The organism is Pseudomonas fluorescens (assembly GCF_902498195.1).
In the GTDB taxonomy this organism is placed as follows: Bacteria; Pseudomonadota; Gammaproteobacteria; order Pseudomonadales; family Pseudomonadaceae; genus Aquipseudomonas; species Aquipseudomonas fluorescens_BU.
Genome location: NZ_CABVIY010000007.1, coordinates 335,214 through 360,815 on the forward strand (window position 1 = coordinate 335,214; position 25,602 = coordinate 360,815).

26 protein-coding genes are annotated in these 25,602 nt (G+C 61.5%); all 26 read right to left on the reverse strand.

Annotated elements, in window-relative coordinates; translation table 11 throughout:
- Positions 1-5: 5 nt before the first annotated feature.
- The 26 genes from flhA to F8N66_RS25500 all read right to left on the reverse strand — a co-directional run bounded on the left by flhA (position 6) and on the right by F8N66_RS25500 (position 25,572).
- On the reverse strand, positions 6-2,135 hold the full coding sequence (gene flhA, locus F8N66_RS25370) for a flagellar biosynthesis protein FlhA (protein WP_150772758.1): 2,130 nt from the start codon (positions 2,133-2,135) through the stop codon (positions 6-8).
- A gap of 684 nt (positions 2,136-2,819) precedes the next feature.
- The gene (flhB, locus tag F8N66_RS25375) at positions 2,820-3,959 is read right to left on the reverse strand and encodes a flagellar biosynthesis protein FlhB (RefSeq protein WP_150772759.1); all 1,140 of its coding nucleotides are present in this window, start codon (positions 3,957-3,959) and stop codon (positions 2,820-2,822) included.
- Between the two features lie 3 nt (positions 3,960-3,962).
- Positions 3,963-4,748: a flagellar biosynthetic protein FliR gene (gene fliR / locus F8N66_RS25380; protein ID WP_150772760.1), complete on the reverse strand. Its 786-nt coding sequence runs from the start codon at positions 4,746-4,748 to the stop codon at positions 3,963-3,965.
- A gap of 3 nt (positions 4,749-4,751) precedes the next feature.
- Complete coding sequence (gene fliQ, locus F8N66_RS25385) at positions 4,752-5,021, reverse strand: flagellar biosynthesis protein FliQ (protein ID WP_077045784.1); 270 nt, start codon at positions 5,019-5,021, stop codon at positions 4,752-4,754.
- On the reverse strand, positions 5,018-5,776 hold the full coding sequence (gene fliP, locus F8N66_RS25390; protein ID WP_150772761.1) for a flagellar type III secretion system pore protein FliP: 759 nt from the start codon (positions 5,774-5,776) through the stop codon (positions 5,018-5,020). The genes fliQ and fliP overlap by 4 nt, the downstream gene beginning before the upstream one ends.
- Positions 5,776-6,231, reverse strand: coding sequence for a flagellar biosynthetic protein FliO (gene fliO, locus F8N66_RS25395; protein WP_150772762.1), 456 nt, complete (start codon positions 6,229-6,231; stop codon positions 5,776-5,778). The genes fliP and fliO overlap by 1 nt, the downstream gene beginning before the upstream one ends.
- Positions 6,232-6,684, reverse strand: a complete 453-nt coding sequence (gene fliN / locus F8N66_RS25400; protein ID WP_150772763.1) for a flagellar motor switch protein FliN — start codon at positions 6,682-6,684, stop codon at positions 6,232-6,234. It abuts the gene before it with no gap.
- 68 nt (positions 6,685-6,752) lie between these two features.
- Positions 6,753-7,721, reverse strand: a complete 969-nt coding sequence (gene fliM, locus F8N66_RS25405) for a flagellar motor switch protein FliM (RefSeq protein WP_150772764.1) — start codon at positions 7,719-7,721, stop codon at positions 6,753-6,755.
- 9 nt (positions 7,722-7,730) lie between these two features.
- A complete protein-coding gene (fliL, locus tag F8N66_RS25410; RefSeq protein WP_150772765.1) occupies positions 7,731-8,231 on the reverse strand; it encodes a flagellar basal body-associated protein FliL in 501 nt (166 codons plus the stop codon).
- 232 nt (positions 8,232-8,463) lie between these two features.
- Entirely contained in the window at positions 8,464-9,831 is a 1,368-nt protein-coding gene (locus F8N66_RS25420) for a flagellar hook-length control protein FliK (RefSeq protein WP_150772766.1), read from the reverse strand.
- A gap of 83 nt (positions 9,832-9,914) precedes the next feature.
- Positions 9,915-10,283 carry an Hpt domain-containing protein gene (locus F8N66_RS25425; RefSeq protein ID WP_150772767.1) on the reverse strand — a complete coding sequence of 123 codons (369 nt, stop codon included), beginning with the start codon at positions 10,281-10,283 and terminating at the stop codon, positions 9,915-9,917.
- Between the two features lie 30 nt (positions 10,284-10,313).
- On the reverse strand, positions 10,314-12,020 hold the full coding sequence (locus F8N66_RS25430) for a fused response regulator/phosphatase (protein WP_150772768.1): 1,707 nt from the start codon (positions 12,018-12,020) through the stop codon (positions 10,314-10,316).
- Between the two features lie 5 nt (positions 12,021-12,025).
- Positions 12,026-12,325, reverse strand: a complete 300-nt coding sequence (locus F8N66_RS25435) for an STAS domain-containing protein (protein ID WP_150772769.1) — start codon at positions 12,323-12,325, stop codon at positions 12,026-12,028.
- A 190-nt stretch (positions 12,326-12,515) separates the two neighbouring features.
- Positions 12,516-12,965, reverse strand: coding sequence for a flagellar export protein FliJ (fliJ, locus tag F8N66_RS25440; RefSeq protein ID WP_150772770.1), 450 nt, complete (start codon positions 12,963-12,965; stop codon positions 12,516-12,518).
- A gap of 6 nt (positions 12,966-12,971) precedes the next feature.
- Positions 12,972-14,330 carry a flagellar protein export ATPase FliI gene (fliI, locus tag F8N66_RS25445; RefSeq protein ID WP_150772771.1) on the reverse strand — a complete coding sequence of 453 codons (1,359 nt, stop codon included), beginning with the start codon at positions 14,328-14,330 and terminating at the stop codon, positions 12,972-12,974.
- Positions 14,320-15,105, reverse strand: coding sequence for a flagellar assembly protein FliH (gene fliH / locus F8N66_RS25450; RefSeq protein ID WP_150772772.1), 786 nt, complete (start codon positions 15,103-15,105; stop codon positions 14,320-14,322). Before fliH ends, fliI begins: the two co-directional genes overlap by 11 nt.
- Positions 15,106-15,109: 4 nt before the next feature.
- Positions 15,110-16,129, reverse strand: a complete 1,020-nt coding sequence (fliG, locus tag F8N66_RS25455) for a flagellar motor switch protein FliG (protein ID WP_095195723.1) — start codon at positions 16,127-16,129, stop codon at positions 15,110-15,112.
- Positions 16,122-17,909, reverse strand: a complete 1,788-nt coding sequence (fliF, locus tag F8N66_RS25460) for a flagellar basal-body MS-ring/collar protein FliF (RefSeq protein ID WP_150772773.1) — start codon at positions 17,907-17,909, stop codon at positions 16,122-16,124. Before fliF ends, fliG begins: the two co-directional genes overlap by 8 nt.
- Positions 17,910-17,924: 15 nt before the next feature.
- Positions 17,925-18,254, reverse strand: coding sequence for a flagellar hook-basal body complex protein FliE (gene fliE, locus F8N66_RS25465; RefSeq protein ID WP_150772774.1), 330 nt, complete (start codon positions 18,252-18,254; stop codon positions 17,925-17,927).
- 254 nt (positions 18,255-18,508) lie between these two features.
- Positions 18,509-19,888 carry a sigma-54-dependent transcriptional regulator gene (locus tag F8N66_RS25470; RefSeq protein ID WP_150772775.1) on the reverse strand — a complete coding sequence of 460 codons (1,380 nt, stop codon included), beginning with the start codon at positions 19,886-19,888 and terminating at the stop codon, positions 18,509-18,511.
- A 5-nt stretch (positions 19,889-19,893) separates the two neighbouring features.
- Positions 19,894-21,111 carry a sensor histidine kinase gene (locus F8N66_RS25475; protein ID WP_412070757.1) on the reverse strand — a complete coding sequence of 406 codons (1,218 nt, stop codon included), beginning with the start codon at positions 21,109-21,111 and terminating at the stop codon, positions 19,894-19,896.
- Positions 21,112-21,239: 128 nt separating this feature from the next.
- Entirely contained in the window at positions 21,240-22,715 is a 1,476-nt protein-coding gene (locus F8N66_RS25480; RefSeq protein WP_150772777.1) for a sigma-54 dependent transcriptional regulator, read from the reverse strand.
- Between the two features lie 172 nt (positions 22,716-22,887).
- The gene (fliT, locus tag F8N66_RS25485) at positions 22,888-23,184 is read right to left on the reverse strand and encodes a flagellar protein FliT (protein WP_150772778.1); all 297 of its coding nucleotides are present in this window, start codon (positions 23,182-23,184) and stop codon (positions 22,888-22,890) included.
- Between the two features lie 24 nt (positions 23,185-23,208).
- On the reverse strand, positions 23,209-23,598 hold the full coding sequence (gene fliS, locus F8N66_RS25490; RefSeq protein WP_150772779.1) for a flagellar export chaperone FliS: 390 nt from the start codon (positions 23,596-23,598) through the stop codon (positions 23,209-23,211).
- Between the two features lie 153 nt (positions 23,599-23,751).
- Positions 23,752-25,140 (reverse strand): flagellar filament capping protein FliD, encoded by a 1,389-nt coding sequence (fliD, locus tag F8N66_RS25495; RefSeq protein WP_150772780.1) that lies wholly within the window; start codon positions 25,138-25,140, stop codon positions 23,752-23,754.
- An 81-nt stretch (positions 25,141-25,221) separates the two neighbouring features.
- The gene (locus F8N66_RS25500) at positions 25,222-25,572 is read right to left on the reverse strand and encodes a flagellar protein FlaG (RefSeq protein WP_150772781.1); all 351 of its coding nucleotides are present in this window, start codon (positions 25,570-25,572) and stop codon (positions 25,222-25,224) included.
- Positions 25,573-25,602 lie beyond the last annotated feature (30 nt).

Here is a 25,602-nt window from a genome sequence, read left to right on the forward strand (position 1 = left end):
CTACCTCAGCCGTTGGGCCCTACTGTCGCAACGATGGTCACTTGCTTGTTGTCAGGTATTTCCTGGTAAGCCAACACGTGCAAACCCGGTACGGCCAGTCGGCCAAACCGCGAAAGCATCGCGCGGACCGGACCGGCCACCAGCAGGATCACCGGTTGACCTTGCATTTCCTGACGCTGAGCCGCTTCGATCAACGAACGTTGCAGCTTCTCGGCCATGCTTGGCTCCAGCAGAACGCCCTCTTCCGAGCCTTGTCCTGCCTTCTGCAGACTATTGAGCAATATTTGTTCCAACCTTGGCTCCAGCGTGATAACTGGCAGCTCGGAGTCAGTGCCTACAATGCTTTGGACGATTGCGCGGGATACGCCGACGCGCACCGCGGCCACCAGCGCGGCAGTATCTTGACTCTTGGACGCATTGTTGGCGATGGCTTCGGCGATGCTGCGAATGTCGCGCACCGGCACCTGTTCGGCCAACAACGCCTGCAACACCTTGAGCAATTGCGACAGCGACAGCACGCCCGGCACCAGCTCTTCGGCCAGTTTCGGCGAGTTTTTCGCCAGCAATTGCATGAGTTGCTGCACTTCCTCGTGGCCGATCAGCTCGCTGGAGTGCTTGTACAGAATCTGGTTCAAGTGGGTTGCCACTACTGTACTGGCATCGACCACGGTGTAACCCAGCGATTGCGCTTGGGCGCGCTGGCTGATTTCGATCCACACCGCCTCCAGGCCGAAAGCCGGATCTTTGGCGGTAATGCCGTTGAGCGTGCCGTAGACCTGACCGGGGTTGATCGCCAGCTCGCGGTCCGGGTAAATCTCCGCTTCGGCCAGGATCACGCCCATCAGGGTCAGGCGATAGGCGCTCGGCGCCAGGTCGAGGTTGTCGCGGATGTGCACGGTCGGCATCAGGAAACCCAGGTCCTGGGACAGCTTCTTGCGCACGCCCTTGATCCGCGCCAGCAATTGACCACCCTGGTTGCGGTCCACCAGCGGAATCAGGCGGTAGCCCACTTCCAGGCCGATCATGTCGATCGGCGTCACGTCATCCCAGCCCAATTCCTTGGTTTCCTGGGCGCGGGCCGGCGATGGCAGCAGCTCCTGTTGACGCTTGACCTCTTGCAGGGCCTGCACCTTGACGATGTTCTGCTTGCGCCAGAACAGGTAAGCGCCACCGGCGGCCAGGGCGGCCATGCTCAGGAAGGAGAAGTGCGGCATGCCGGGCACCAGGCCCATCACGGCCATCAGGCCAGCGGACACGGCCAGGGCCTTGGGCGAGGCGAACATCTGGCGATTGATCTGCTTGCCCATGTCTTCCGAACCGGACGCACGGGTCACCATGATCGCCGCGGCGGTGGACAACAGCAGTGATGGCAATTGCGCCACCAAACCGTCACCGATGGTCAACAGCGCGTAGACCTTGCCGGCATCGGCGAAGGTCATGTTGTGCTGGAAGATACCGACGGCCATGCCGCCGATCAGGTTGATGAACAGAATCAGCAAACCGGCGATGGCGTCACCGCGCACGAATTTGCTGGCACCGTCCATGGACCCGTAGAACTCGGCTTCCTGGGCCACTTCCTGGCGACGGGCCTTGGCCTGGTTCTGATCGATCAGGCCGGCGTTGAGGTCGGCGTCGATCGCCATTTGCTTGCCGGGCATCGCATCGAGGGTGAAACGCGCGCTCACCTCGGAAATCCGCCCGGCACCCTTGGTCACCACCACGAAGTTGATGATCATCAGAATCGCGAACACCACGATACCGACCACGTAGTTACCGCCGATCACCACCTCGCCGAAGGCCTGGATCACCTTGCCGGCGGCGGCGTGACCGTCCTGGCCGTGAAGCATCACCACCCGCGTCGACGCCACGTTCAGCGCCAGCCGCAGCAGCGTCGCCACCAGCAGGATGGTCGGGAACACCGCGAAATCCAGCGGCCGCAAGGCGTACACGCAGACCAGCAATACGACAATCGACAGCGCGATGTTGAAGGTGAAAAACACGTCCAGCAGGAACGGCGGAATCGGCAACATCATCATCGCCAACATGACCAGCAGCAACAGCGGCACGCCCAGATTGCCTCGACTGAGGTCTGCCATGTTCGTGCGGGCACTGTTGATTAACTGAGAGCGATCCACCGGTATTCCCCGTTCCTTTGAAGCAAACTTTTGACGCCTGAAGCGGGCGCAACGGGGCTACTGCAAGAAGCTTTCCAACTTTTGTGGAGGGGTGAAATAGAGGGGTTTAAGAAGAGGGATTTGTATTGTTTGGACCAGCCTCATCGCGGGCAAGCCCGGCCCCCACAGGTTTTGTGTCGATCACAAAACCAACAGGCAGCCTCGATCATTGTGGGAGCCGGGCTTGCCCGCGATGGGGCCGGTACTGCCAGCGCAAGCCTGAAGAATCGAACCGCATGTCCAGGGTTCATGCTGGGCTGAGTAGCAAACCCCAAACCCAACAGCCCGACTCGAGCAAACCTATCAGATCTGCCAGTACCCGATTCCATCCGAAACCACCAATATTGAGCGACAATGCTGGCGATTTCGCAGATCATCATGCTGGGTGAGTTGGCGGCGAATCAGGCACTGGATAACATCGATCCGCAAGGCTAGTTAAGGATTCGAGTCAGGCACAAGCCATGTGGATGCGAGTCTGTTCACGAAGGCGGTGTGTCAGTCGACATCTCTGTTGACCGGAATGGCCTCATCGCGAGCAGGCTCGCTCCTACAATGGTCGCGGTAAGCCGCAGATTCAGTGTACGACGCAGATCCTCTGTAGGAGCGAGCCTGCTCGCGATGGGGCCGGAACTGCCAACTTAAAACTTAAGAATCACGCCGCAAATCCGGCGGAATCGGCAAATCATCCTTCAACGGATCCGGACGCTTGCCCTTGCCTGCCTTGTACTGGCGAATCTGATAGACATACGCCAACACCTGCGCCACCGCCAGGTACAACCCACCCGGAATCTCCTGCTCCAACTCCGTGGAGTAGTAAATCGAGCGCGCCAGCGCCGGCGACTCCAGCAACAGGATCTCGTTAGCCGTCGCAATTTCACGAATTTTCAGCGCCAGGAAGTCACTGCCCTTGGCGATCAGCATTGGCGCGCCGCCCTTGTCCGCGTCGTACTTGAGGGCCACGGCGTAGTGGGTCGGGTTGGTGATGACCACGTCGGCGTCGGGGATGGCGGCCATCATCCGCCGCTGGGACATTTCGCGCTGTAGCTGGCGAATGCGCTGCTTGACCTCCGGCCGGCCTTCCTGGTCCTTGTGTTCGTCGCGCACTTCCTGCTTGGTCATCTTCAGTTTCTTGATGCTTTCCCAGAGCTGGATCGGCACATCGACGGCGGCGATGATGATCAGCCCGCAAGCCATCCACAGGGTGCTCCAGCCGACCACTTGCAGGCTGTGGGTGATGGCGCGGTCCAGAGGTTCATGGGCGATGCGCAGCAGGTCGTCGATGTCCGCCGACAACACCAGCAGCGCGACGAACAGGACGATGAAGAACTTGGCCAGGGCCTTGAGCAGTTCGGCGATGGCCTTGGCCGAGAACATGCGCTTGAGGCCCGCGCCGGGGTTCATGCGGCTGAATTTTGGAGCCATGGTGCCGGCGGAGAACAGCCAGCCACCGAGGGAAATCGGGCCGATCAGCGCGGCCAGCAGCAAGGTGATCATCACCGGTTGAATCGCCAGCAAGGCAATCAGCCCGGAATGCAACAGAAAAGTCCCCATTGAGCGCTGGTCCAGCACCACGTCCCGGGACAGGGAAAAATTCAGGCGCATCAGGTCCATCATTTCCTGGGCCAGCGCCCCACCGAAAATCAACAACGCGCTGGCGCCGGCGAGCATGATCGCCAGGGTGTTGAGTTCCTTGGAGCGCGCAATCTCGCCCTTTTCCCGGGCGTCCTTTTTCTTTTTCTCCGTGGGGTCTTCTGTTTTGTCCTGACCGCTTTCGCTCTCAGACATGACTCAGCGCGCCTGTGCCAGTTCGCGTAAAAACTGCAGGGCCTCGGTGGCCAGCGGTTGATACTGGTTGATGATGTCTGCCAGCCCGACCCAGACGATGAACATGCCGAGCACCAGGGTCAGCGGGAAGCCGATGGAGAAAATGTTCAGCTGCGGCGCCGCGCGGGTCATCACGCCAAACGCGATGTTGACCACCAGCAGCGCGGTGATCGCCGGCAGCACCAGCAACAGCGCCGCGCCCAGGACCCAGCCAAGCTTGCCGGCCAGTTCCCAGTAATGGTTGACCGTCAGGCCGCTGCCGACAGGCAGTGTGGTGAAGCTTTCGGTGAGGACTTCGAACACCACCAGATGGCCATTCATCGACAGGAAAATCAACGTCACCAACATGGTGAAGAACTGACCGATGACAGCGACCGATACGCCGTTGGTGGGGTCAACCATCGACGCGAAACCCATGCCCATTTGTATGGACACGATTTGCCCGGCGACAACAAAAGCCTGGAAAAACAATTGCAGGGAAAACCCCAGCACCGCGCCTACCAGAATCTGCTCGGCAATCAGCAGCAGCCCGCTCAGGTCCAGCGCATTGACCGGCGGCATGGGCGGCAGGCCGGGGGCGATGACCACGGTGATGGCCACGGCGAAGTACAAACGGATGCGCTTGGGCACCAGCGACGTGCCGAATACCGGCATGACCATCAGCAAGGCGCCGACGCGGAAGAGTGGCAACATGAAGGTCGCGACCCAGGTGCTGATCTGGGCATCCGTCAGTTGCAGTAGCGAGGACATGGCTTAGCCGATGACCTGCGGAATACTGCCATACAGCTGCAGGATGTATTCCATGAACGTCTGCACCAGCCACGGGCCGGCGACAATCAGCGTTACCAGCATCACCAGCAGGCGCGGCAGGAAGCTCAAGGTCTGTTCGTTGATCTGGGTGGCGGCCTGGAACATCGCCACGACCAGGCCCACCAGCAGGCTCGGAATCACCAGCACCGCGACCATCAGCGTGGTCAGCCACAAGGCATCGCGGAAGATATCGACGGCGACTTCTGGCGTCATGGTGATACACCGCCAAAGCTGCTGGCCAGGGTACCGATGATCAGCGCCCAGCCATCGACCAGCACGAACAGCATGATTTTGAACGGCAGGGAAATGATCAGCGGCGAGAGCATCATCATACCCATGGCCATCAGGATACTGGCCACGACCAGGTCGATGATCAGGAACGGAATGAAGATCATGAAACCGATCTGGAACGCGGTTTTCAGCTCCGACGTCACGAATGCCGGCACCAGGATGGTCAGCGGCGCCTGATCCGGGGATGCAATGTCCGTGCGCTTGGACAGGCGCATGAACAGCTCCAGGTCACTGGTGCGGGTCTGGGCGAGCATGAAATCCTTGATCGGCACCTGGGCCTTGGCCACGGCGTCCTGGGCGGTCATTTTTTCCGCCAGGTACGGTTGCAGGGCGTCCTGGTTCACCCGATCGAACACGGGCGCCATGATGAACAGTGTCAGGAACAGCGCCATGCCGGTGAGGATCTGGTTCGACGGCGTCTGTTGCAGGCCCAGGGCCTGGCGCAAGATCGAGAAGACGATGATGATCCGGGTGAAGCTGGTCATCAGCATGACGAACGCCGGGATGAAACTCAGCGCGGTCATGATCAGCAGGATTTGCAGGCTGACCGAATATTCCTGGGCACCCTGTGCGTTGGTGCCCAGGGTGATCGCCGGGATCGACAACGGATCGGCGGCGAGCGCCAGCGGCGCAGCCAGCATCAGGGCCAGCGTCAAGACGATGCGTAACGCACCCATTACTTCTTATCCTTCTGATCCTTGCCGAGTATCTTCAGCAGCTGCTGGGCAAACTCCGGGGTCGTTTTTTCAGTACCGCCCGGCACCTGCACCGGCTCCTTGAGCACATGCAACGCGGTGATCGTGCCGGGGCTGAGGCCGAGCAGAATCTGCTCGTTACCCACTTGCACCAGCATCAGACGGTCACGGGGGCCAAGGGCGCGGGAACCGATCAGTTCAATCACCTGGCCCTTGCCCGCAGGGCCGGCCTGCTGGACCCGGCGCAACAGCCAGGCGAGGAAGAAGATCAGCCCCAGCACCAGCAGCAAACCGAACACCAGCTGCGTCAATTGCCCGGCCACCCCGCCGCCGGCCACCGGCGCAGCGGCGGTGACGGCGGTGGCGGCAGTCGCTACCGGCTCGGCCGCCAGAATGTTGAACGGCAACGCCAGCAGGACCCAGAGCACCTTTTTCACTCAGCGCAGCTTCTTGATGCGTTCGCTTGGGCTGATCACGTCGGTCAGGCGGATGCCGAACTTCTCGTTGACCACCACCACTTCGCCGTGGGCGATGAGCGTGCCGTTGACCAGCACGTCCAGCGGCTCACCGGCCAGGCGATCGAGCTCGATCACCGAACCCTGGTTGAGTTGCAGCAGGTTGCGGATGTTGATGTCGGTGCTGCCCACTTCCATGGAGATCGACACCGGGATGTCGAGGATCACGTCCAGGTTCGGCCCTTCCAGGCTTACCGGGTCGTTATTACGCGGCACGCTGCCGAATTCTTCCATCGGCAGGCGGTTGGAACCCGAAGTATCGGCTGCCAGCAAGGCATCGATGTCCGCCTGCCCGGCATCGCCGGTTTCTTCCAGGGCCGCAGCCCACTCGTCAGCCAGTGCCTGATCGTCCTGGGTATTCATATCGTCAGCCATCATTTGTCCTCGGCGGGCCACCTTTCAACGGGAAGCCGTCTGTTAAAAGCGAATGTGTAAAGCGCCGGTCAACGGCGCTCGATCGGCTCGATCACTTGCAACGCGAGATTGCCTTTGTGCGAGCCCATCTTGACCTTGAACGCGGGCACGCCATTGGCGCGCATGATCATGTCTTCCGGCATCTCCACCGGGATAATGTCGCCCGGCTGCATGTGCAGGATGTCGCGCAGCTTCAACTGGCGACGAGCAACGGTGGCGCCGATCGGCACGTCGACGTCCATCACGTCCTGGCGCAGGGCATTGACCCAGCGCTCGTCCTGGTCGTCGAGGTCCGACTGGAAGCCGGCGTCGAGCATTTCCCGGACCGGCTCGATCATCGAGTACGGCATGGTCACGTGCAGGTCACCGCCACCGCCGTCGAGTTCGATGTGGAAGGTCGACACCACGATCGCTTCGCTCGGGCCGACGATGTTGGCCATGGCCGGGTTCACTTCCGAGTTGATGTACTCGAAATTCACTTCCATGATCGCCTGCCAGGCTTCCTTCAAGTCGATGAAGGCCTGCTCCAGCACCATGCGCACCACACGCAGTTCGGTCGGGGTGAATTCACGCCCTTCGATCTTGGCGTGACGGCCGTCGCCGCCGAAGAAGTTGTCCACCAGCTTGAACACCAGCTTGGCGTCGAGGATGAACAGCGCGGTGCCGCGCAGCGGCTTGATCTTGACTAGGTTGAGACTGGTCGGCACGTACAGCGAGTGCACGTATTCGCCGAACTTCATCACCTGCACGCCGCCAACCGCCACGTCTGCCGAGCGACGCAGCATGTTGAACATGCTGATGCGCGTGTAGCGGGCAAAACGTTCGTTGATCATTTCCAGGGTCGGCATGCGTCCACGGACGATGCGATCCTGGCTGGTCAGGTCGTAGCTTTTGACGGTGCCGGGTTCGGCAGCGATATCGGTCTGTACCAGACCATCGTCCACGCCATGCAACAGCGCGTCGATCTCATCCTGGGACAGCAGGTCCTGCACGGCCATGTCGTGTTCCTACTGCAGTACGAAATTAGTGAAAAGCAACTGTTCGACGACCACTTTGCCGAGTTCTTTCTGCGCGACTTCCTGGACACTGGCCGTGGCTTTCTGGCGCAGCATCTCCTGGCCGACCGGCGACGCGAGCGTCGGGAAATCCTGCCCGGAGAACAGCATGACCAGGTTATTGCGGATCACCGGCATGTGGACCTTGAGCGCATCCAGGTCCGCCTGGTTGCGGCCCAGCATGGTGATGCTCACCTGCATGTAGCGCTGGCGGCCGTTCTGGGTGTAGTTGGCGACAAATGCTGGCGCCATCGACTCGAAAATCGCCGGCTGCTTGCCAACCGGGGCGGTTTCAGCCACGGCGGCAGGTTTGCTCTGGGTGCTGTGCATGAAGTACCAGGTCGCCCCCACGGACACGCCGATCGCCAGCAGCAGGGCCACCACGATCACGATGATCAGCTTGAGTTTGCCTTTGGTTGCGGGGTCTTTTACTGCTGCGTCGCTCTTCGCCATGCCAATAATCCGTCACTATTCGGGTTTTCACAGTCGCACGGATAGGCAAGAGCAAGTGTTATGCCAGAACGGTTGGGAGGGTGATGGGTGGGAGCTGCCGCGATTTTGAGAACACTGATATTCCAATGTGGGAGCGGGCTTGCTCGCGAAAGGGCCGTGTCAGTCGACACAGATGCTCAATGACACAGCGCTTTCGCGAGCAAGCCCGCTCCCACAGGGGATTTTGGTTTGATCAGGCGTAGTAGTCGACGGCGCTGGAGCCGATCACGCTGGTCGCCGTTGCGGCGACTTCCGTGATGCCCGGGGCGATGTCGTCATCCATGGCGTCGAGGCGACCACCGTTGGCACTGGCTCGCCCGGTCCGGCCCTGTTGAGCCTGATCCTGGCCTTGCTGCGAACCCCGGGACTGGTCGGACACGTTGACGTCCACCTGGCCCATGCCCTGCTGCGCGAACATGTCGCGCAGCCGATGCATCTGCCCGTCCAGTGCTTCGCGAACACTCGGGTGTGCGCTCATGAACGTCACCTGCGTCTGCTGGTCCGGCACCATGTTCACCCGAATGTCGAGGCGCCCCAGCTCCGCCGGTTGCAGCTGGATGTCCGCCGCCTTGAGGTTGGCGCTGGACAGGTACATGACCCGGTTGACCACTTCTTCGGTCCAGCCGCTCTGGTGCATGGCAATCGGCTGGTTCACCGGCAGCGCATTGGCGGTTTTCGGCGTCGCCGCCTGTGTCAGTGCCGCCAGACGGTTGGCGAAATCGTCGACCCGGGTATCGCTGCTGGCCGATTTCAGATCCTTGAGGCCGTCATCGATCAGGCCGCTGAACGCCTTCTCGCCCCCCTCGCTGGTGCTGTCCTTGTCAGCCTGCACGTCGAGCATGTTGGCCATGCCGGCGGCAAAATTCTGCGTCGAGGTCTGTTCGCCATCAGCCTGGGCCTGGGCGGGCGTCGGTGCGGCCTTGGGCTGTGCCTGACTGGAGGCCGACACGTGGCCGCTCTGCTCCATGGCCATGCGCACGGCGGGCAGTGCGTCGAGCGGATCGGCTTCCGGGTCGAAATCGGGATCGGCGGGGGCGACAGCGGCGGCTGTCGTTGCAGCCGTGACGGCGGTGGCCACCGGTGCGGTGGTCGGTGCCTGGACGGCCTCTACCACCGGCTGCGCTGCCGGGACGGGCGCGGTAACGGCGGGTTGTACCGCCTGCAGCAAGGCAGGGTCGAGGGCCGGGTCGACCGGCGCAGCATCGACGACCGGCGTCGGCGCGGCCTCTGCCGCCTCATCGCTGGCAGTCTTGTCATCGGCCTGCGCCGGTTTATCGGCGGGCAAGGAATTGCCGCTATCGGCAACGGCGGGTTCCTGGGCGGCAGGGGTGTCTTCGGCGACCTCCTGTTTGCCGGCGCTGTCCGCGCCCTTGTCACGTACCGGTGAGGTCGAACCATCGGACGCCGCGCCCGCTTTGTTCTGGGCCTGTTTGGCGTACACCTGAGCGAAGCTGGAAGCCTTGTCCCCGGGCTCGGCGGCCGGCGCCGTGGAATTGGCGGGCGCGGCTGGCGTCTTGGCCTGAGCGGTGGCCTGAAGAAGAATATTGGGGGTAACGGGCATTTAACGGTCTCCGCTGCACTGGGATCGTAGGTACAGTTGGGAGAGTTGGCTGCAAAGGTCGCGCCAGTTTTGCCAGGTCGTGATTAATACGGCCGAATGGTCGCGATGGTCGAGACAGAACGCTCGCGTTCCTGCTCATAGAGTGGCCGCACCAGCGCAAATTCGCGGGCAATGTCGGCCACCAGCGCTTCAAGGCCGCCAAGGTTGTGCGTCTTGGCTCGCTGCTCCAGGTCATGACAGAGCGCGGCCAGGCGAATCGCGCCCATGTTGCTGCAGCTGCCCTTGAAACTGTGCGCGGTTTCAAGAATCTGCGTGGCGTCATCAGCCCCGGTCAATTGCTGCAACCGTTCTTCGCAGTCCAGGAGGAAGGTATCGACCAATGTCGAAAACTCCTCTTCCATGACTTCACGCAATGCGCTCAGCGCATCCGGGTCCACATGTATGTCAGCCACTTGTTCACTCCTTGATCAAGAATGCGCGGATTATGCCAGAGGCTCCCAGAAAAACTCCACGCGGGCACTGCGACCATCGTCGGACCAACAGGCGTTACGCCCCAATTGACGGATCAGACTGACACCACGTCCCGACAAACGGACAGGATCGACGGGGCGCTCCATCACGCGCTCGACATCAAATCCCTTGCCGCTGTCCTCGACGCGAATCACCAGGCACCCACCCTCGCCGCGCGGCGCGACCTGCAAATGCACCCGCACGTAACCCTCCTGCAGCTCATCCAGGCGCCTGTTGCGTTGCTGGTAATAACGGGCAAAACCGGCAACGTCGCGCTTGAGGGCCGAATCAAGGCCCAGCACGCCATGCTCCAGGGCATTGGAGTAAAGCTCGGCCAGCACACTGTAGAGCGCCCCGCTTTGCGCCCGCAGGCCGTGGACCTCCAGCAGCAACTGCAACAGGTATGGCAGCGGATTGAAGCGCTTGAGGGTGGCGGCGCGAAACTCGAAACTCACCGACCAGTCCAGCGGGCAGGACTGGCCGCTGTCGGAATAGACCAGGGCCGGCGGGCTCAGCTGCGTCGGGTCCAGCAGGCTGACCTCGACCATGCTGACATCATCGCGGGCTTCGCCGCCAAAATCCCGCAGCGCCCGGTCGATCTCCTCGAACAACGCATCGGGTTGACGATTGGCGGCAAACACCTGCTGCAGGCGCTGCACGCCAAACAACTGATCGCTGGCGTCGCAGGTATCGATCACGCCGTCGGACAGCAGAAACACCCGATCCCCCAGCGCCATCGGAAACACTTCGGTGCGGTCATCGAAGGTGGGCGGGCTCAGCACGCCCAGCGGCAAATGCCGGGCCTTGAGCGGCGTGCGCTCCCCTGTGGCCATGCTGTGCAGGTAGCCATCCGGCATGCCGCCGTTCCAGACCTCCACGCTTCGGCGCTGAAAGCTCAGGCACAGCAGCGTTGCGCAACAGAACATGTCCACGGGCAGGATGCGTTTGAGCTTGGCGTTCATCTCGCGCAGGGTTTCCGCCAGGCCATAACCCTTGGCGGTCATGCCGTAGAACACTTCGGCCAGTGGCATCGCGCCCACCGCGGCCGGCAGCCCGTGGCCGGTGAAATCACCGAGCAGCACGTGCATGTCGCCGGCAGGAGTAAAGGCGGCCAGCAGCAAATCGCCGTTGAACAGCGCGTAGGGCGATTGCAGGTAGCGGATGTTGGGGGCATTCAGGCAGCCGGAATGGGCCACCTTGTCGAACACGGCCTTGGCGACCCGTTGCTCGTTGAGCAGGTAGTCGTGGTGCCGGGCGATCTGATCCCGCTGCTGCAACACGGTCGCCTGCAAACGCCGCAAGCGATCCATCGCCTTGATCTTGGCGGCGAGAATCACCTGGTTGTAGGGTTTCGCCAGAAAATCGTCACCGCCGACTTCCAGGCAGCGGGCCAGGGCCTCGCTTTCCGACAATGAGGTCAGGAAGATAATCGGCACCAGGTTTTCCCCGGCCAGCGCCTTGATCTGCCGGGCCGCCTCGAAGCCGTCCATCACCGGCATCATCGCGTCCATCAGGACCAATTGCGGCCGTTGCAGGCGAAACGCCTCGACCGCTTCGGCGCCATTGGCCGCCGTCAGTACCTGATGCCCCTGGCGCCGGACGATACTCGACAACAGCAGGCGATCGGCCGCACTGTCCTCGGCGATCAGGATCGTCAGCGATTCGAGTACGGGCTGCACGGCGCTCAAGTGATGTCGAACAGCTTGTCGAAATTGGAAATGGCGAGGATTTTTCTGACGTCGGAACTGCTGTTGACGACGCGAATATCGGAGTCGTCGCCCCCGGCGTGATCACGCAACAGGAGCAGCATGCCCAAGGCGGAACTGTCGAGGTAGGTCGCCTCTTTCAAGTCGATCACGACCTCGCCGAGGTCCCTGGACTCGTAGGACTCACGAAATTCCTGATGCTTGGCGAAATCGAATCGGCCCTTGACCGATATCGTCAGCTTTTGCCCATCCGGGGAGATTTCCGTAACGACTGACATGTGATGGCTTCCTTGTCGTGGGTAAACCTGCTTGTACAAGGTTTAGCATTTGGTAGAGGTTGGGGCAAGGCAGCGAGTTGATCGTGGAGCCAGGATCAAAAGATCGCAGCCTGCGGCAGCTCCTACAGGAACGGTTTACACGCGGACAGTGTAGGAGCTGCCGCAGGCTGCGATCTTTCGAAGGCAGCGATCAATATTGATCCTGGCGCGGCAACCGCTGGGACAACTCGTCCAGCAGCTTTTGCTCGCGCTTGTCTTCCAGCGCCCGCGATTCATCGATGTAACGCTGGACCAGTTTGCGCAAGCCTTCGACCCGGGCGAACGCCTGTTGCCAGGTTTCCCGTGCCTTGTTCAGGTTGTTCTGGTGCCAGGCCAGGCTTTGGCGCTGCTGATCGATGGCCGTGCCCAATTGCGCCAGGAACCCCTGGTAGCCCAGCAGCCATTGGCCGGTCACGCCGCTGCTGCCGCGCACGATCCACTGTTCCTGATAGTCCAGACGAAAAGCCTCGAGGTCGGCGAGCTTGCTTTCCGCCAGCCGGACCTGCCCCTGGAAATGCCCCAGGCGCTGGACCGCGGTTTTCTCGGCCTTTTCGGCCATTTCCACCACGGGGGCCAGGCGCCCTGCCCGACTCTGGGCCATGACCGCTTAACCGCCCGCCGCGGGCGCAAAGATCGAGGCGAGATACGCTTCGCTTTCACCCAGGCTGATGCTGTCGTTGAGGCCCTGGCGCAGGTATTTGACCAGTTGCGGTTGCAGGGAAATCGCCAGGTCGGTCTCGCGGTCGCCGCCGGCGACGTAGGCACCGACGCTGATCAGGTCCCGACTCTGCTGATAGCGCGACCACAATTGCTTGAAATACTGCGCGCGGGTCATGTGCTCCGGCGACACCACCGCGGGCATGACCCGGCTGATGGACGCTTCGATATCGATGGCCGGGTAATGACCTTCCTCGGCCAGGCGCCGCGACAGCACGATGTGCCCGTCGAGCACGCCCCGCGCCGAGTCGGCGATCGGGTCCTGCTGGTCATCGCCTTCGGACAGCACGGTGTAGAACGCGGTGATCGAACCCCCGCCCTTCTCGGCATTACCGGCCCGCTCCACCAGCTTCGGCAACTTGGCAAACACCGACGGCGGATAGCCCTTGGTCGCTGGCGGCTCGCCGATGGCCAGGGCGATTTCCCGCTGGGCCTGGGCGAAACGGGTCAGCGAATCCATCAGCAACAGGACGTTCTTGCCCTTGTCGCGGAAATACTCGGCGATGCGCGTGCAGTACATGGCCGCGCGCAGGCGCATCAGCGGCGCATCATCCGCTGGCGAAGCCACCACCACCGAACGCTTGAGCCCTTCTTCACCGAGGATGTGCTCGATGAATTCCTTGACTTCACGACCCCGCTCACCGATCAGCCCGACGACGATGATGTCGGCCTCGGTGAAGCGGGTCATCATGCCCAGCAGCACGGATTTACCCACGCCGGTACCGGCAAACAGCCCGAGCCGCTGGCCGCGACCGACCGTCAACATGCCGTTGATGCAACGGATGCCCACGTCCAGGGGCTCGCTGATCGGTTCGCGCTTGAGCGGGTTGATGGTCGGGCCGTCCATCGGCACCCAGTCCTCGGCCTTCATTCCGCCCTTGCCGTCCAGTGCTCGCCCGGCGCCATCGAGCACCCGGCCGAGCATGCTCATGCCCATCGGCAGGCGGCCGGTGTCCGACAGCGGAACGACCCGGGCACCGGGGGCGATGCCGGCGACGCTGCCGACCGGCATCAGGAAGACTTTGCTGCCCGAGAAGCCCATGACTTCGGCTTCAACTTGCACCGGGTGATAGCTGTCGTCGTTGATGACCATGCAGCGAGTGCCCATGGCCGCGCGCAAGCCTTCGGCTTCGAGGGTCAGGCCGACCATGCGCAGCAAACGGCCTTCGAGGATCGGCGCGCCTTCCAGTTGTGTGGCCTCGGCATAACTGCCCAGGCGCTTGGCAAAACTGGTGCGTTCAAGGCGCATCGGGACTGTCCGGCACGGGCTTGCTGTCGATCGGCAGTTCCAGGCTCACGTCCGGCGCGGCCGGGTGCAGGGCCTGCTCGTGCAACTGATCGAGCAGCTTGTCCATCACTCGCGCCACGCGGGTTTCCACCGTGGCATCGATACGGCTGTGTTGCGTCTCGACCCGGCAGCCACCCGGCAACAAGGCCTCGTCCTCGACGATGCGCCAGGTTTCTTCATGGCGCTCGCGCAGGGCTTTGACCTGTTCGAAATCCTGGGGATTGATGTACAGCCGCACATTGTCCACGCCCAAGGGCAGGAGCTTGAGGGCCTCGCGCATGACGTGCTCGATCTGCGTCGAATCGATGGCCAGTTCGCGCCGGATGACTTGCTTGGTGATGTGCTGGACGAGGTCGACCAGGGACTTTTCGATCAGGGTGTCCTGCTCGGCGATAGGCTCGAACAGGTGCGCCATGAGCTGCTCCAGCCCCGCGATCTTGGCGGCCAGCGCCACTTCGGCCTCCTGGCGAACCTTGAGCGTGGTGCTGTGGAATCCTTCTTTCTCGCCCACCGCGAAGCCTTCGTTGTAGGCTTCCTGGCGAATGCTTTCGAGTTCTTCGAGGGTCAGTGGCTGGACTTCCTCCAGCGGCACTTCCTCCATTTCCGGCGGCTCGGGTTCCGGCTCCGGTTCAGGCTCGGGTTCCGGCGGGTCGAAACTGGGCAGCGCCCAGGTATCGAAACCACTGACAGCCCCGGCCCGGATCAGGTCAGTGGGTGAATCATCATGCTTGGCCATGGCGTTAGATCATTTCCTCGCCGCCCTTGCCGCCGAGAACGATTTCCCCGGCCTCGGCCATACGGCGAGCGATGGTGAGGATTTCCTTCTGCGCGGTTTCCACGTCGCTGACGCGCACCGGGCCCTTGGCTTCGAGGTCGTCGCGCAGCAGTTCGGCCGCACGCTTGGACATGTTCTTGAAGATCTTCTCCTTGACGTTCTCGTCCGAGCCCTTGAGGGCCAGTACCAGCACGTCGGAGGACACTTCGCGCAGCAGCGCCTGGATACCGCGGTCGTCGACATCGGCCAGGTTGTTGAACACGAACATGAGGTCTTCGATCTGACCGGAAAGGTCTTCGTCGACTTCGCGGATCGAGTCCATGAGCTGGCCTTCGATCGAGCTGTCGAGGAAGTTCATGATGTCGGCCGCGCGCTTGATACCACCCAGGGTGGTGCGCGAGGCATTGGAGTTGCCGGAGAACTGCTTCTCGAGAATCTGGTTGAGTTCTTTCAGGGCCGCCGGCTGCACCGTGTTCAGCGAGGACACCCGCAGAATGATGTCCAGTCGCACCTTATGGTCGAAGTTGCCCAGCACTTCACCGGCCTGGTCCGGATCGAGATACGCCACCACGATCGCCTGGATCTGCGGGTGCTCGTAGCGGATCACGTCGGCGACGGCGCGCGGTTCCATCCATTTCAGGCTGTCGAGGCCGCTGGTGTTGCCACCCAGCAGGATGCGGTCGATCAGGCCGTTGGCCTTGTCCTCGCCCAGGGCCTGGGTGAGCATTTTGCGCACGTAGTCGTCGGAACCGACGCCCAGGCTGGTCTGGTCGCCGACGATGTCGACGAACTCGCTCATCACCTGCTCGACCTGCTCGCGGTGCACATTGCCCATCTGTGCCATGGCCACGCCCACACGCTGGACCTCTTTGGGCCCCATGTGGCGCAACACCTGGGCGGCGTCGGTAGAACCAAGGGACAGCAGCAGGATCGCGGCTTTGTCGACCTTGGTCAGTTTGGCGGCAACGGCTCGGTTATCACTCATCTGCGTTAATCCACTCTTTCACGACTTGGGCCACGCGACCCGGGTCTTCTGCCACCAGACTCTTGATGGCGTTCAACTGTGCATCATAGCCTTCGCTCGGGCTCGGCAGCAGGATGCTGGTCGGACCGCCGAGGCTGACGCGGTCGTTGCCCAGTTCGCCGTCCAGGCCGCCCATGCCACCCAATTCGACGTCGCTGCCAATGCCGGCCAGCTCTTTGCTTTTGCCGCCACCGGTGATGTTGTTGAGCACCGGACGCAGCACACCAAACACCAGCACCAGGATGAACAAGACACCCAGCACTTGCTTGACGATGTCCCAGAACCACGGCTGGGAATAGAACGGAATGTCGGCGATGACTTCGCCGCGATCGGCGGAGAACGGCATGTTGATCACGCTGACGCTGTCACCACGGCTGGCGTCGAAGCCGACCGCGTCCTGGACCAGACGGGTGAAGCGCGCCAATTCATCGGCGCTCCATGGCGCACGGGTGGTTTCACCGTTGGCCGCGTTGACCTTGACCTGGTCATCCACCACCACCGACACCGACAGGCGATTCAAACGGCCCTGTTGCTGCTTGGTGTGGCTGATGGAACGGTCGAGTTCGAAGTTCTTGGTCGATTGTTGACGCTTGTCCGCCGGGTACGGCGCCAGCATCGGCTGCCCGGTGGCCGGGTCCATGATTTGCTGGCCGTTGGCATCAATCAGTGGCTGGCCTGGCTGCACCATGCCCGCCGATGCGGTGGCGCCGCCCGTGGTTTGCGGCGCGGAGGCCGGCGACGGAGGCTGGTTGCTCAAGGCACCCGGCACACCCTGCGGGCCATTGCTGGCGGTACGTTGCTCGTTGACCGACTGCTCGCTGCGCAACGCCGGCTGGTCCGGGTTGAACTGCTCGGAGGTCGATTCGACGGCACTGAAATCCACATCGGCCGAGACTTCAGCCTTGTAGCGGTCGTTGCCCAGCACCGGTTGCAGGATGTTGTGCACACGCTGGGTGAGCATGCTTTCCATGCGGCGGCTGTAGTCGAATTGCTTGCCGGCCATGGTCAGTTCGGAGTTTTCCGCCTGATCGGAGAGCAGGTTGCCCTTCTGGTCGACAACGGTGATCTGCGATTTGCTGAGCTCGGGAACGCTGGTCGCCACCAGGTTGATGATGGCCACGACCTGGCCCGGCTCCAGGGAGCGACCGGAATACAGCTCAACCAGAACCGAAGCGCTCGGTTTGCGCTCGTCGCGCACGAACACCGAACTCTTCGGAATCGCCAGGTGCACGCGGGCGCCCTTGACGTTGTTCAGGCTGGAGATGGTGCGGGCCAGTTCGCCTTCGAGGCCGCGACGATAACGGGTGGCCTCCATGAACTGACTGGTGCCCAGGCCCTGGTCCTTGTCGAGAATTTCAAAACCGATGTTGCCATCGCTGGGAGTGACACCAGCGCCCGCGAGTTTGAGCCGCGCACGGGACAGGTCTTCGGCCTTGACCAGCAAGGCACCGGAATTGGGTTCGACGGTGTACGGAATATCGGCGGCAGCCAGGGTATCCATGACCTGTTTGGCGTCCATGCCGGCAAGGCTGCCGTACAGCGGACGGTAGTCCGGCTGCTGGGACCACAACACCACGGCAAAACCAATCGCCACGCTCGCGGCCAGGCCGACCAACAGGCCCACCTGACGCAACATGGTCATCTCGGAGAGGTTTTCCAGGAAGGACAACCCGAACAGCGGCGGTTTGCCGTCTACGGGTGTGGCCTTGGCCGGAACATTATCGGCGACTGCTTCTGCCATGACTCAATCTCGTCCTTAAACCGGCATCTGCATGATGTCTTGGTAAGCCTGAACCAGCTTGTTACGCACCTGGGTCAGCGCCTGGAAAGACACGCTAGCCTTCTGCGAGGAAATCATCACGTCCGTCAGGTCGACGCCACTTTTGCCGATTTCAAAGGCATTCGCCAGGTTCCCGGCTGCCTGCTGGGTGTCGTTCACTTTATTGACGGCCTGGCCGAGCATGTCGGAAAAGCTGCTGCCATTCAGTTCAGGGACGGCGGCAGTCGATTTCGGCGCAGACATGGCATCCATTTGCATGGCACGCATGTCCAGCATCAACCGATTGAATTCAATACCTTGGCTCATGGTTTCTCTCTTGGACGAAGCTACGTCGTGGGCGACCCGCAATTTTTTTGACACTCACTCGGCGGGTAGTGAGGTGTTAGCAACAAGGGTGCCAGCTCCGTGGCCACGTCATACAAAAGCCCATCCCGGGCTTTTTCCTATCGCTGTAGGAGCGAGCCTGCTCGCGATGGTCTCAAGAGCACCGCGCTCACCCTGCAAGCCCGCGTCATCGTTAACGACCATCGCGAGCAGGGCTCGCTCCTACAGGAAGCGAGTCAGGTAGCGAACAGATAGGCTTCCACGTCCATGCCGGCGTCGCGCATCTGCGCCAGCTTGTAGCGCAGCGTGCGCGGGCTGATGCCCAAACGCTCGGCGGCCTCTTTGCGGCGGCCGCGCTCGGTGCGCAAGGTGTCGATGATCATCTGGAATTCACGCCGACGCAGATCGTCGCCCAGTGCCCCGGCGGATTCGGCCTCGACCTCCACGGTTCGCGTCGGCGCCAGCGCCGGCAACGGGGCGCAGGCGACCGGCCCGGCCAGGCAGAAATCCTGTGGCTGGATCAAACCACCCTGCTGCAGGATCAACGCACGCTGGATTGCGTTATCCAGCTCGCGCACATTGCCCGGCCACGGGTAACCGATCAGGCACGCCTGGGCCTCGGGCGACAGTCGCGCCGCGGCATGCTTCATTTTATTGACGTGCCTGGCCAGCAGGCGCTCGGCCAGCGGCAGAATATCGGCGGTACGCTCGCGCAACGGACGCCAGGCCAGCGGAAACACTGACAGGCGATAGTAAAGGTCTTCCCGGAAACGCCCCGCCGCCACTTCTCCGGCCAGGTCACGGTTGGTGGTCGCGACCACGCGAATGTCCAGGCTGATCGGCTTGCGCGCCCCTACCCGCTCGACTTCGCGCTCCTGCAGCACGCGCAGCAACTTGGCTTGCAGGCCGAGGGGCATCTCGGAAATTTCGTCGAGCAGGATAGTCCCGCCATCGGCCTGCTCGAACTTGCCGGCCTGCGCCGCGATGGCGCCGGTGAACGAGCCCTTTTCGTGGCCGAACAGGGTGGCTTCGAGCATGTTGTCCGGGATCGCCGCGCAGTTGATTGCAATGAACGGCTGATGGGCGCGATGGGAGTGCTGGTGAATGTAGCGCGCCAGCACTTCCTTGCCGGTCCCGGATTCGCCAGAGATCAGCACCGTGGAATCACTGCGGGCCACCCGTGCGGCCAATTCGAGCAATTGCGCGCTGGCCGGTTCGAAGGCAATCGGCCCTTCACCGTCAGCGACGCCGAGGTTACCGAGCGCATGGCGCCCGACCAGGTCGAGCAGCGCCTTGGGCTCGAACGGCTTGACCAGATAATCCGCCGCGCCCTGGCGCATCGCGTCGACCGCCCGCTCCACGGCACCGTGCGCGGTCATCAGCAACACCGGCAGTTGCGGTTGACGGGCGCGCAGCAAGCCCAGCAGCTGATGGCCATCCATGCCCGGCATGTTGACGTCACTGACCACCAGGTTGAACGCCTCGGCCTCGACCGCCGCCAGGGCCTCCTCCGCCGAACCGACGGCGGTGTAATCGTGGCCGGCGAGCAGCAGCGTGTCCGCCAATGCTTCGCGTAACGCGCGGTCATCCTCGACCAGTAGAACCTTGATGCTCATGACGTTCACTCCGCTCCCTGGATGGTGCATCTTTCATCGGAAAACAGCGGCAGGATCACTTGCGCGCACGTGCCGCGACCCAGCCGCGAGCGCAGCCGCAATTCTCCCTGATGAGCGCGGGCCACCGCCTTGACCACGGTCAGGCCCAGACCCGTGCCGGTGGCCTTGGTGGTAAAAAAGGGTTCGCCCAGGCGCGCCTGCACGACACTGTCGATCCCGCTGCCGCTGTCGCTGACGCACACACGCAGGTGGTTATCGCGGGCATACAGATGAACCTTCAGGCGCACGTCGCCGGCACTGGCCTGGATGGCATTTTCGATCAGATTGAGGAGCGCCCCGACCAGGGTGTCGCGGTTGCACAGCAATTCGCCGGCATGGCTGTCGCACTGCCAGCGGATGGGCAGGTCCTGCACATGGGTCAGGGCCGCCGCTTGCAGCGATTGCAGCAACTGTCCGGGCGTGATGCGGTCGGTCAACGGCAATTCGCCCCGGGCGAACACCAGCATGTCGCGCACCTGGTGCTCCAGCTCGTGCAAACGCTCCTTGAGGCGCCCGGCGAAGCGCTGCTGGGTCTCGACCGGCAGTTCCTGCTCAGTCAAATGACTGGCGTAGAGCAAGGCGGCGGACAACGGCGTGCGGATCTGATGCGCCAGCGACGCCACCATGCGCCCCAGGGACGACAGGCGTTCGTGACGGGCCAGCTGATCTTGCAGGTGACGGGTTTCAGTCAGGTCATTGAGCAGCACCAACTGGCCCGGTTCGGCATCCAGCGAACGCGTGGCAATCGACAGGCGCCGACCATCCTTGAGGGAAATTTCATGGCCGTCGTCTTCGCGCGGCGCAAAACAGCGGGCGATGACATGACGCCACAGCTCGCCTTCGAGCGGCAGGCCGAGCAGCTCACAGGCCGCCGGGTTGGCTTCACGCACAATGCCCTGGGCGTCGATGACGATCACGCCGCCAGGCAACAGGTCGAGCAGGTTTTGCAGACGGTTGGCCAGGCGTTCTTTTTCCGCCAGTTCCTGCATGCGCTGGGCGCTGACCACGGCCAGCTCACCCTTGAGCTCGGTGACCCGGGCTTCGAGCATGCTGTAGGAACTGGTGAGTTGGCTCGACATCTGGTTGAACAGCGCGAATGCCTGCTCAAGGCCAAGCCGGCTTGCCTGCTCTACGGACGATGGTTGCCCCGGGGCATCCCCCAAGGCATCTGGAGCAGGAGACATCTGGGCGGCTTGGGGCATCGTGCTCTCTCGCTTGGCTGACCGTCAGTGAAACGGAACGTTGCGAGGGATGTAGCAATACCCGTGCCTAAAAAAAACCGCTTATAAATGAGGCGCTTGAAAAACAGGCGTCAATCATCCGCCTGTTCATCGCCGTCACGGCGGCTCATGCCGTACTTGCGCATCTTTTCCACCAGCGTGGTACGACGGATGCGCAGCCGTTCGGCAGCGCGCGCCACGATGCCATTGGCATCGTCCAGCGCTTGCTGAATCAAGCCCTGCTCCAGACCGCCGAGGTAGTCCTTCAGGTCCAGGCCTTCGGGTGGCAGCATGGCGGAGGCGCTGAAGTCCGGGGTATGGCCGTTGATGGCCACCCGCTCTTCAAGATCGCTGCGCAGGCTGTCGACCATTTGCTCGTCTTCGTCATCGACGTAGCGGAATTTCTTCGGCAACTCGACCACGCCGATCACCCCGTACGGATGCATGATCGCCATGCGCTCCACCAGGTTCGCCAGCTCGCGGACGTTGCCGGGCCAGCCGTGGCGGCACAGCGACATGATGGCCGCGGAGTTGAAACGGATCGAACCGCGCTTCTCGTGCTCCATGCGCGAGATCAGCTCGTTCATCAGCAGCGGAATGTCCTCGACACGCTCGCGCAGTGGCGCCATCTCGATCGGGAACACGTTGAGGCGGTAGTACAGGTCTTCGCGGAACGTGCCGATCTCGATCATGCTTTCGAGATTCTTGTGGGTGGCCGCAATGATCCGCACATCGACGCTCTGGGTCTTGTTGCTGCCCACGCGTTCGAAGGTGCGTTCCTGCAGGACCCGCAGCAGCTTGACCTGCATCGGCAGCGGCATGTCGCCGATTTCATCGAGGAACAGGGTGCCGCCGTTGGCCAGTTCGAAACGCCCGGCGCGACTGGTGATCGCCCCGGTGAAGGCGCCCTTCTCGTGACCGAACAATTCGCTTTCCAGCAGTTCCGCCGGAATCGCCCCGCAGTTGACGGGCACGAACGGCGCTTCACGGCGCTTGGAATGGTAGTGCAGGTTACGCGCGACCACTTCCTTGCCGGTGCCGGACTCGCCGAGGATCAGCACGCTGGCGTCGGTGTCGGCGACTTGCTGCATCATCTGGCGCACATGCTGGATCGCACGGCTGGTGCCGACAAGGCTGCGGAAAAGATTGGGTTCGCGATGCCGGCCGCGCTCACGGGCCTGGTCGTACATTTCGCGGTAGACCTGGGCACGGTGCAGGGAGTCGAGCAGCTTGCTGTAGCTGGGCGGCATTTCGAGGGTCGAAAGCACCCGGCGACGCTGGTCTTCCGGCAGGTCAATGGAAGAATTATCGCCCATTAGCAAAACCGGAAGGAACTCATCCCAGGTTGAGAGTGTCTTTAGCAAGCCCAGAAGCGCGCCAGGAGCATTGACCGTCCCGATGAGGACACAGATCACTTCGCGACTAGACGACAAAGAGCCGACAGCCTGCTGCCAGTCGTGGCTACCGCAGGGTAAATTTTCTTCGCCGAGAAAATTTAAAATCACCGCCAGGTCGCGGCGGCGGACGCTATCGTCATCGATCAGCAGAATTTTGGTTTCACGCCACATGCAATCGCAACTTCCCTAGTCAACACAATGCCCAAAATGCTGGGGCAAGCTAAACGCTTGCAGGCAGGTTATGCCTGAAGACGACTGAAATCTGGAACCAGCCACTAGTTAAGTCAAAAAACCGTGCACAGTCAAATTTATGGCGCACTATGTTTGGATTAACTGGCGTCAATTAACCAAACAGATGGTAAACCTTTGACGCCTTTTGTGCTTGGTTGATCTGCGACATCTCGTCGACGATCGCCTGGCGTTCCCCCATCGTCGCGGTCAGCAGCTCCTTATAGACGGCCAGCAGCCCTTCAAGATTAGCCCGGACCGCCTCCTCGTCGATCGGCGCCTCACTGAGCACCTCGTCGACGCACTCGCGACAGGTCGTATCCAGTTCGCCAATCGCATCCCAGTTGCGCGCCGCCAGGGCATCGACCAACGCCTCGCGGGTCTCTTCAATTCGCCGCAGTGCTTGACTCATGACGTCATCCTCAGGCTCTGGGGCCTATTGATTGGCAATTGCATCCCAACCGCTTTTCAGGGTTTCGAGCAAACCTGAAATTTCGTCGATGATGGCTGCGTTGTTATCGCGATTGGCTTCCATCAGGCGCGTCATCATGTAGGCGTAGAGATTGTCGAGCTGCTGCAGCGACGCCGGATCTTCGGTCTTTTCCGGATTCAAGCCGTCGCGAAGACCGATGATGATGTCCACCGCCTTGCCCAACATCAACCCTTTGAGTGCGGTGTCACCCCGCTCCAGTGCACCCTTGGCCTGGGCCATGCGATCCAGCCCGCCTTCCATCAGCATCTGCACCAGGCGATGGGGGTTGGCTTCAGAGATCTGAGCATGGGAATTGACCTTCTGGTATTGGCGAAGGGCTCTCATGGGGTTCATGTTTCTACCTCGTGACAGACAACAGCTTGAATTAGGTGGGCTCTGATCTTTATGTCGACTGATCGACACATAACTTTAACGCAGGCACTCCACCAATGAAAAAACCCAGGCACGTCATGACAGACTGCCTGGGTTTTTTATGCCTGATGCGGATCAGTCCGACTTCGGATTGTTCAGCGCGTTGAGCGTGGTCATGATGCTGTCGCTCTGCGCGCGCAGCCTGGCGACCAGGGAGTCCATCGCGGTGTATTTGGCGGTCAGGCTGGTTTGCAGGCTGACCATCCGTGCATCCAGAGTGTCCTGCTGTTTTTTCAGGTCCGTCAGGCTGTCGCTCAAGCTCGCCGAACGCGCTGCGAAAACCCCGGTAGTTTTTTGCGCGAAGGTGTCGGTGGCGGACTTCATGCGCGCAAGCAGACCGGTGTCACCCGAAAAAATCCCGTTAATGTCGGCCGCATTGGTCAGTGCCGCAGCATCAAATACTTTGTCGTTGATCGACAGCAACCCGGTCTTCTGGTCAGTCTGGACACCGAACTGGGCGAGGGACTTCATCTGACCGGTGCCGCCCAAGGCGTTCAACTCGGTACGTACCGAAGAGAGCAGCGAACGCAGGGAAGCGTCGCCCGTAAGCGCACCCGCCGTCATCGTACCATCGGCGTTGGTAGTGACCTGAGTCTCGGCGTTGGCAGCCTTGATCAGTGCGTTGTAAGTGTCGACAAAGCCCTTGACCGATGACTTGAGCGTCGCTGAGTTGGCCGATACGGTGATCGTGGCTGGAGTCGCCGCACCGCCCCCGGAAGGAACCGGAGAAACGCCTGTCAGCTTGAGGGTGATCCCGCTCACCGCGTCGTTGATGGTGTTGCTCTTGGACTCCATCTCCACCACGCCATCGATCTTGTACTTGGCGTTCTGCGGCGTTGTGAGAACCGATGTGCCCGTTTCCAGACCGGAGTTGCCCGCGAGCGTCAGTTCCGAACCGACACCGGTTTTACTGGACGTCAGCACCATCCGGGAGCCGTTGGCGTCGGTCAGGATGTTAGCGCTCAGGCCCTGGTTCGCGTATTGGGAGTTGATCGAGTCGCGGACCTGCTGCAGTGTCGCGCCGGCAGGAATGCTGACATCGTAAGTGTCGCTTCCCTGCTTGATGCTCAGCGTGGTCGGTGCCGCACTGGCATTGACTACCGAAGAAGCGCCATCGGTAAAGACCTTGGTGGCAATTTTCGATGCCGTTGCCAACTGAGTGACCAACAACGAGAAATTGCCCGCCGCCGCACCGTTACCGGTGGTCACGGTGGCAACCTTTTCATCGGAAGACGTCCCGCTCAGCCCACTGAAGCTGGAGTTAGTCTTCATATTGTCCAACGCGCCACGGAAGGCATCCAGCGCTGCCTGGATTTTGCCGATAGACGACAGCGAGGTGGTTGCTTTCAGCGTCTGATTGTTGATTTGCGTCTGTTTTGGCGCTCTCTCGGAGTCCACCAAAGACTTCACAATCGCCTGGGTATCGATGTTTGAACCAATACCGCTGACCGTTGTACCCGCCATCATCTCTCTCCTTATCCGGTGGCTGTCGTTTTCTTGACCACAATCATCTTAATCAGCGACAGCAACAAAATTCATGCCAGTTCAGACTTTGTCGTCAAACAACAAACTACTGGCGTCCGACAGGCTCTGGGCCAGTTTTAGTGCAGCTTCCGACGGGATCTGACGAATCACCAGGCCCGTTTCGGTGGCGATGACCTTGACCACGACACGGCCAGTGGAATCATCAATGGAAAAATCCAGATTGCGTTGTGCCGCCTGGACGAATTCCTGAATATCGGTGACCGCCTTTTGCAGCTCGTCACGTTTTGGCTCGGCGTCCGAAGCCTTCACCGATTCAACCTTGGGCTGCTCCGGTTTTGTGCTGACATTTGGCGTTACGCCCTGAGGGGCAACGGCGGGATAGGACTGGTTCAACTTGACGCTCATGTCCATGCCTAATCTCCTGATCATGAAAATAACAAA

Excerpts from the sequence above, each read along its gene's own strand:
- flhB (WP_150772759.1), bottom strand. The coding sequence starts at position 3,959 with ATGTCTGAGAGCGAAAGCGGTCAGGACAAAACAGAAGACCCCACGGAG.
- fliR (WP_150772760.1), bottom strand. The coding sequence starts at position 4,748 with ATGTCCTCGCTACTGCAACTGACGGATGCCCAGATCAGCACCTGGGTC.
- fliQ (WP_077045784.1), bottom strand. The coding sequence starts at position 5,021 with ATGACGCCAGAAGTCGCCGTCGATATCTTCCGCGATGCCTTGTGGCTG.
- fliP (WP_150772761.1), bottom strand. The coding sequence starts at position 5,776 with ATGGGTGCGTTACGCATCGTCTTGACGCTGGCCCTGATGCTGGCTGCG.
- fliN (WP_150772763.1), bottom strand. The coding sequence starts at position 6,684 with ATGGCTGACGATATGAATACCCAGGACGATCAGGCACTGGCTGACGAG.
- fliM (WP_150772764.1), bottom strand. The coding sequence starts at position 7,721 with ATGGCCGTGCAGGACCTGCTGTCCCAGGATGAGATCGACGCGCTGTTG.
- fliL (WP_150772765.1), bottom strand. The coding sequence starts at position 8,231 with ATGGCGAAGAGCGACGCAGCAGTAAAAGACCCCGCAACCAAAGGCAAA.
- F8N66_RS25420 (WP_150772766.1), bottom strand. The coding sequence starts at position 9,831 with ATGCCCGTTACCCCCAATATTCTTCTTCAGGCCACCGCTCAGGCCAAG.
- F8N66_RS25435 (WP_150772769.1), bottom strand. The coding sequence starts at position 12,325 with ATGTCAGTCGTTACGGAAATCTCCCCGGATGGGCAAAAGCTGACGATA.
- fliJ (WP_150772770.1), bottom strand. The coding sequence starts at position 12,965 with ATGGCCCAGAGTCGGGCAGGGCGCCTGGCCCCCGTGGTGGAAATGGCC.
- fliI (WP_150772771.1), bottom strand. The coding sequence starts at position 14,330 with ATGCGCCTTGAACGCACCAGTTTTGCCAAGCGCCTGGGCAGTTATGCC.
- fliH (WP_150772772.1), bottom strand. The coding sequence starts at position 15,105 with ATGGCCAAGCATGATGATTCACCCACTGACCTGATCCGGGCCGGGGCT.
- fliG (WP_095195723.1), bottom strand. The coding sequence starts at position 16,129 with ATGAGTGATAACCGAGCCGTTGCCGCCAAACTGACCAAGGTCGACAAA.
- fliF (WP_150772773.1), bottom strand. The coding sequence starts at position 17,909 with ATGGCAGAAGCAGTCGCCGATAATGTTCCGGCCAAGGCCACACCCGTA.
- fliE (WP_150772774.1), bottom strand. The coding sequence starts at position 18,254 with ATGAGCCAAGGTATTGAATTCAATCGGTTGATGCTGGACATGCGTGCC.
- F8N66_RS25470 (WP_150772775.1), bottom strand. The coding sequence starts at position 19,888 with ATGAGCATCAAGGTTCTACTGGTCGAGGATGACCGCGCGTTACGCGAA.
- F8N66_RS25475 (WP_412070757.1), bottom strand. The coding sequence starts at position 21,111 with ATGTCTCCTGCTCCAGATGCCTTGGGGGATGCCCCGGGGCAACCATCG.
- F8N66_RS25480 (WP_150772777.1), bottom strand. The coding sequence starts at position 22,715 with ATGTGGCGTGAAACCAAAATTCTGCTGATCGATGACGATAGCGTCCGC.
- fliT (WP_150772778.1), bottom strand. The coding sequence starts at position 23,184 with ATGAGTCAAGCACTGCGGCGAATTGAAGAGACCCGCGAGGCGTTGGTC.
- fliS (WP_150772779.1), bottom strand. The coding sequence starts at position 23,598 with ATGAACCCCATGAGAGCCCTTCGCCAATACCAGAAGGTCAATTCCCAT.
- fliD (WP_150772780.1), bottom strand. The coding sequence starts at position 25,140 with ATGGCGGGTACAACGGTCAGCGGTATTGGTTCAAACATCGATACCCAG.
- F8N66_RS25500 (WP_150772781.1), bottom strand. The coding sequence starts at position 25,572 with ATGGACATGAGCGTCAAGTTGAACCAGTCCTATCCCGCCGTTGCCCCT.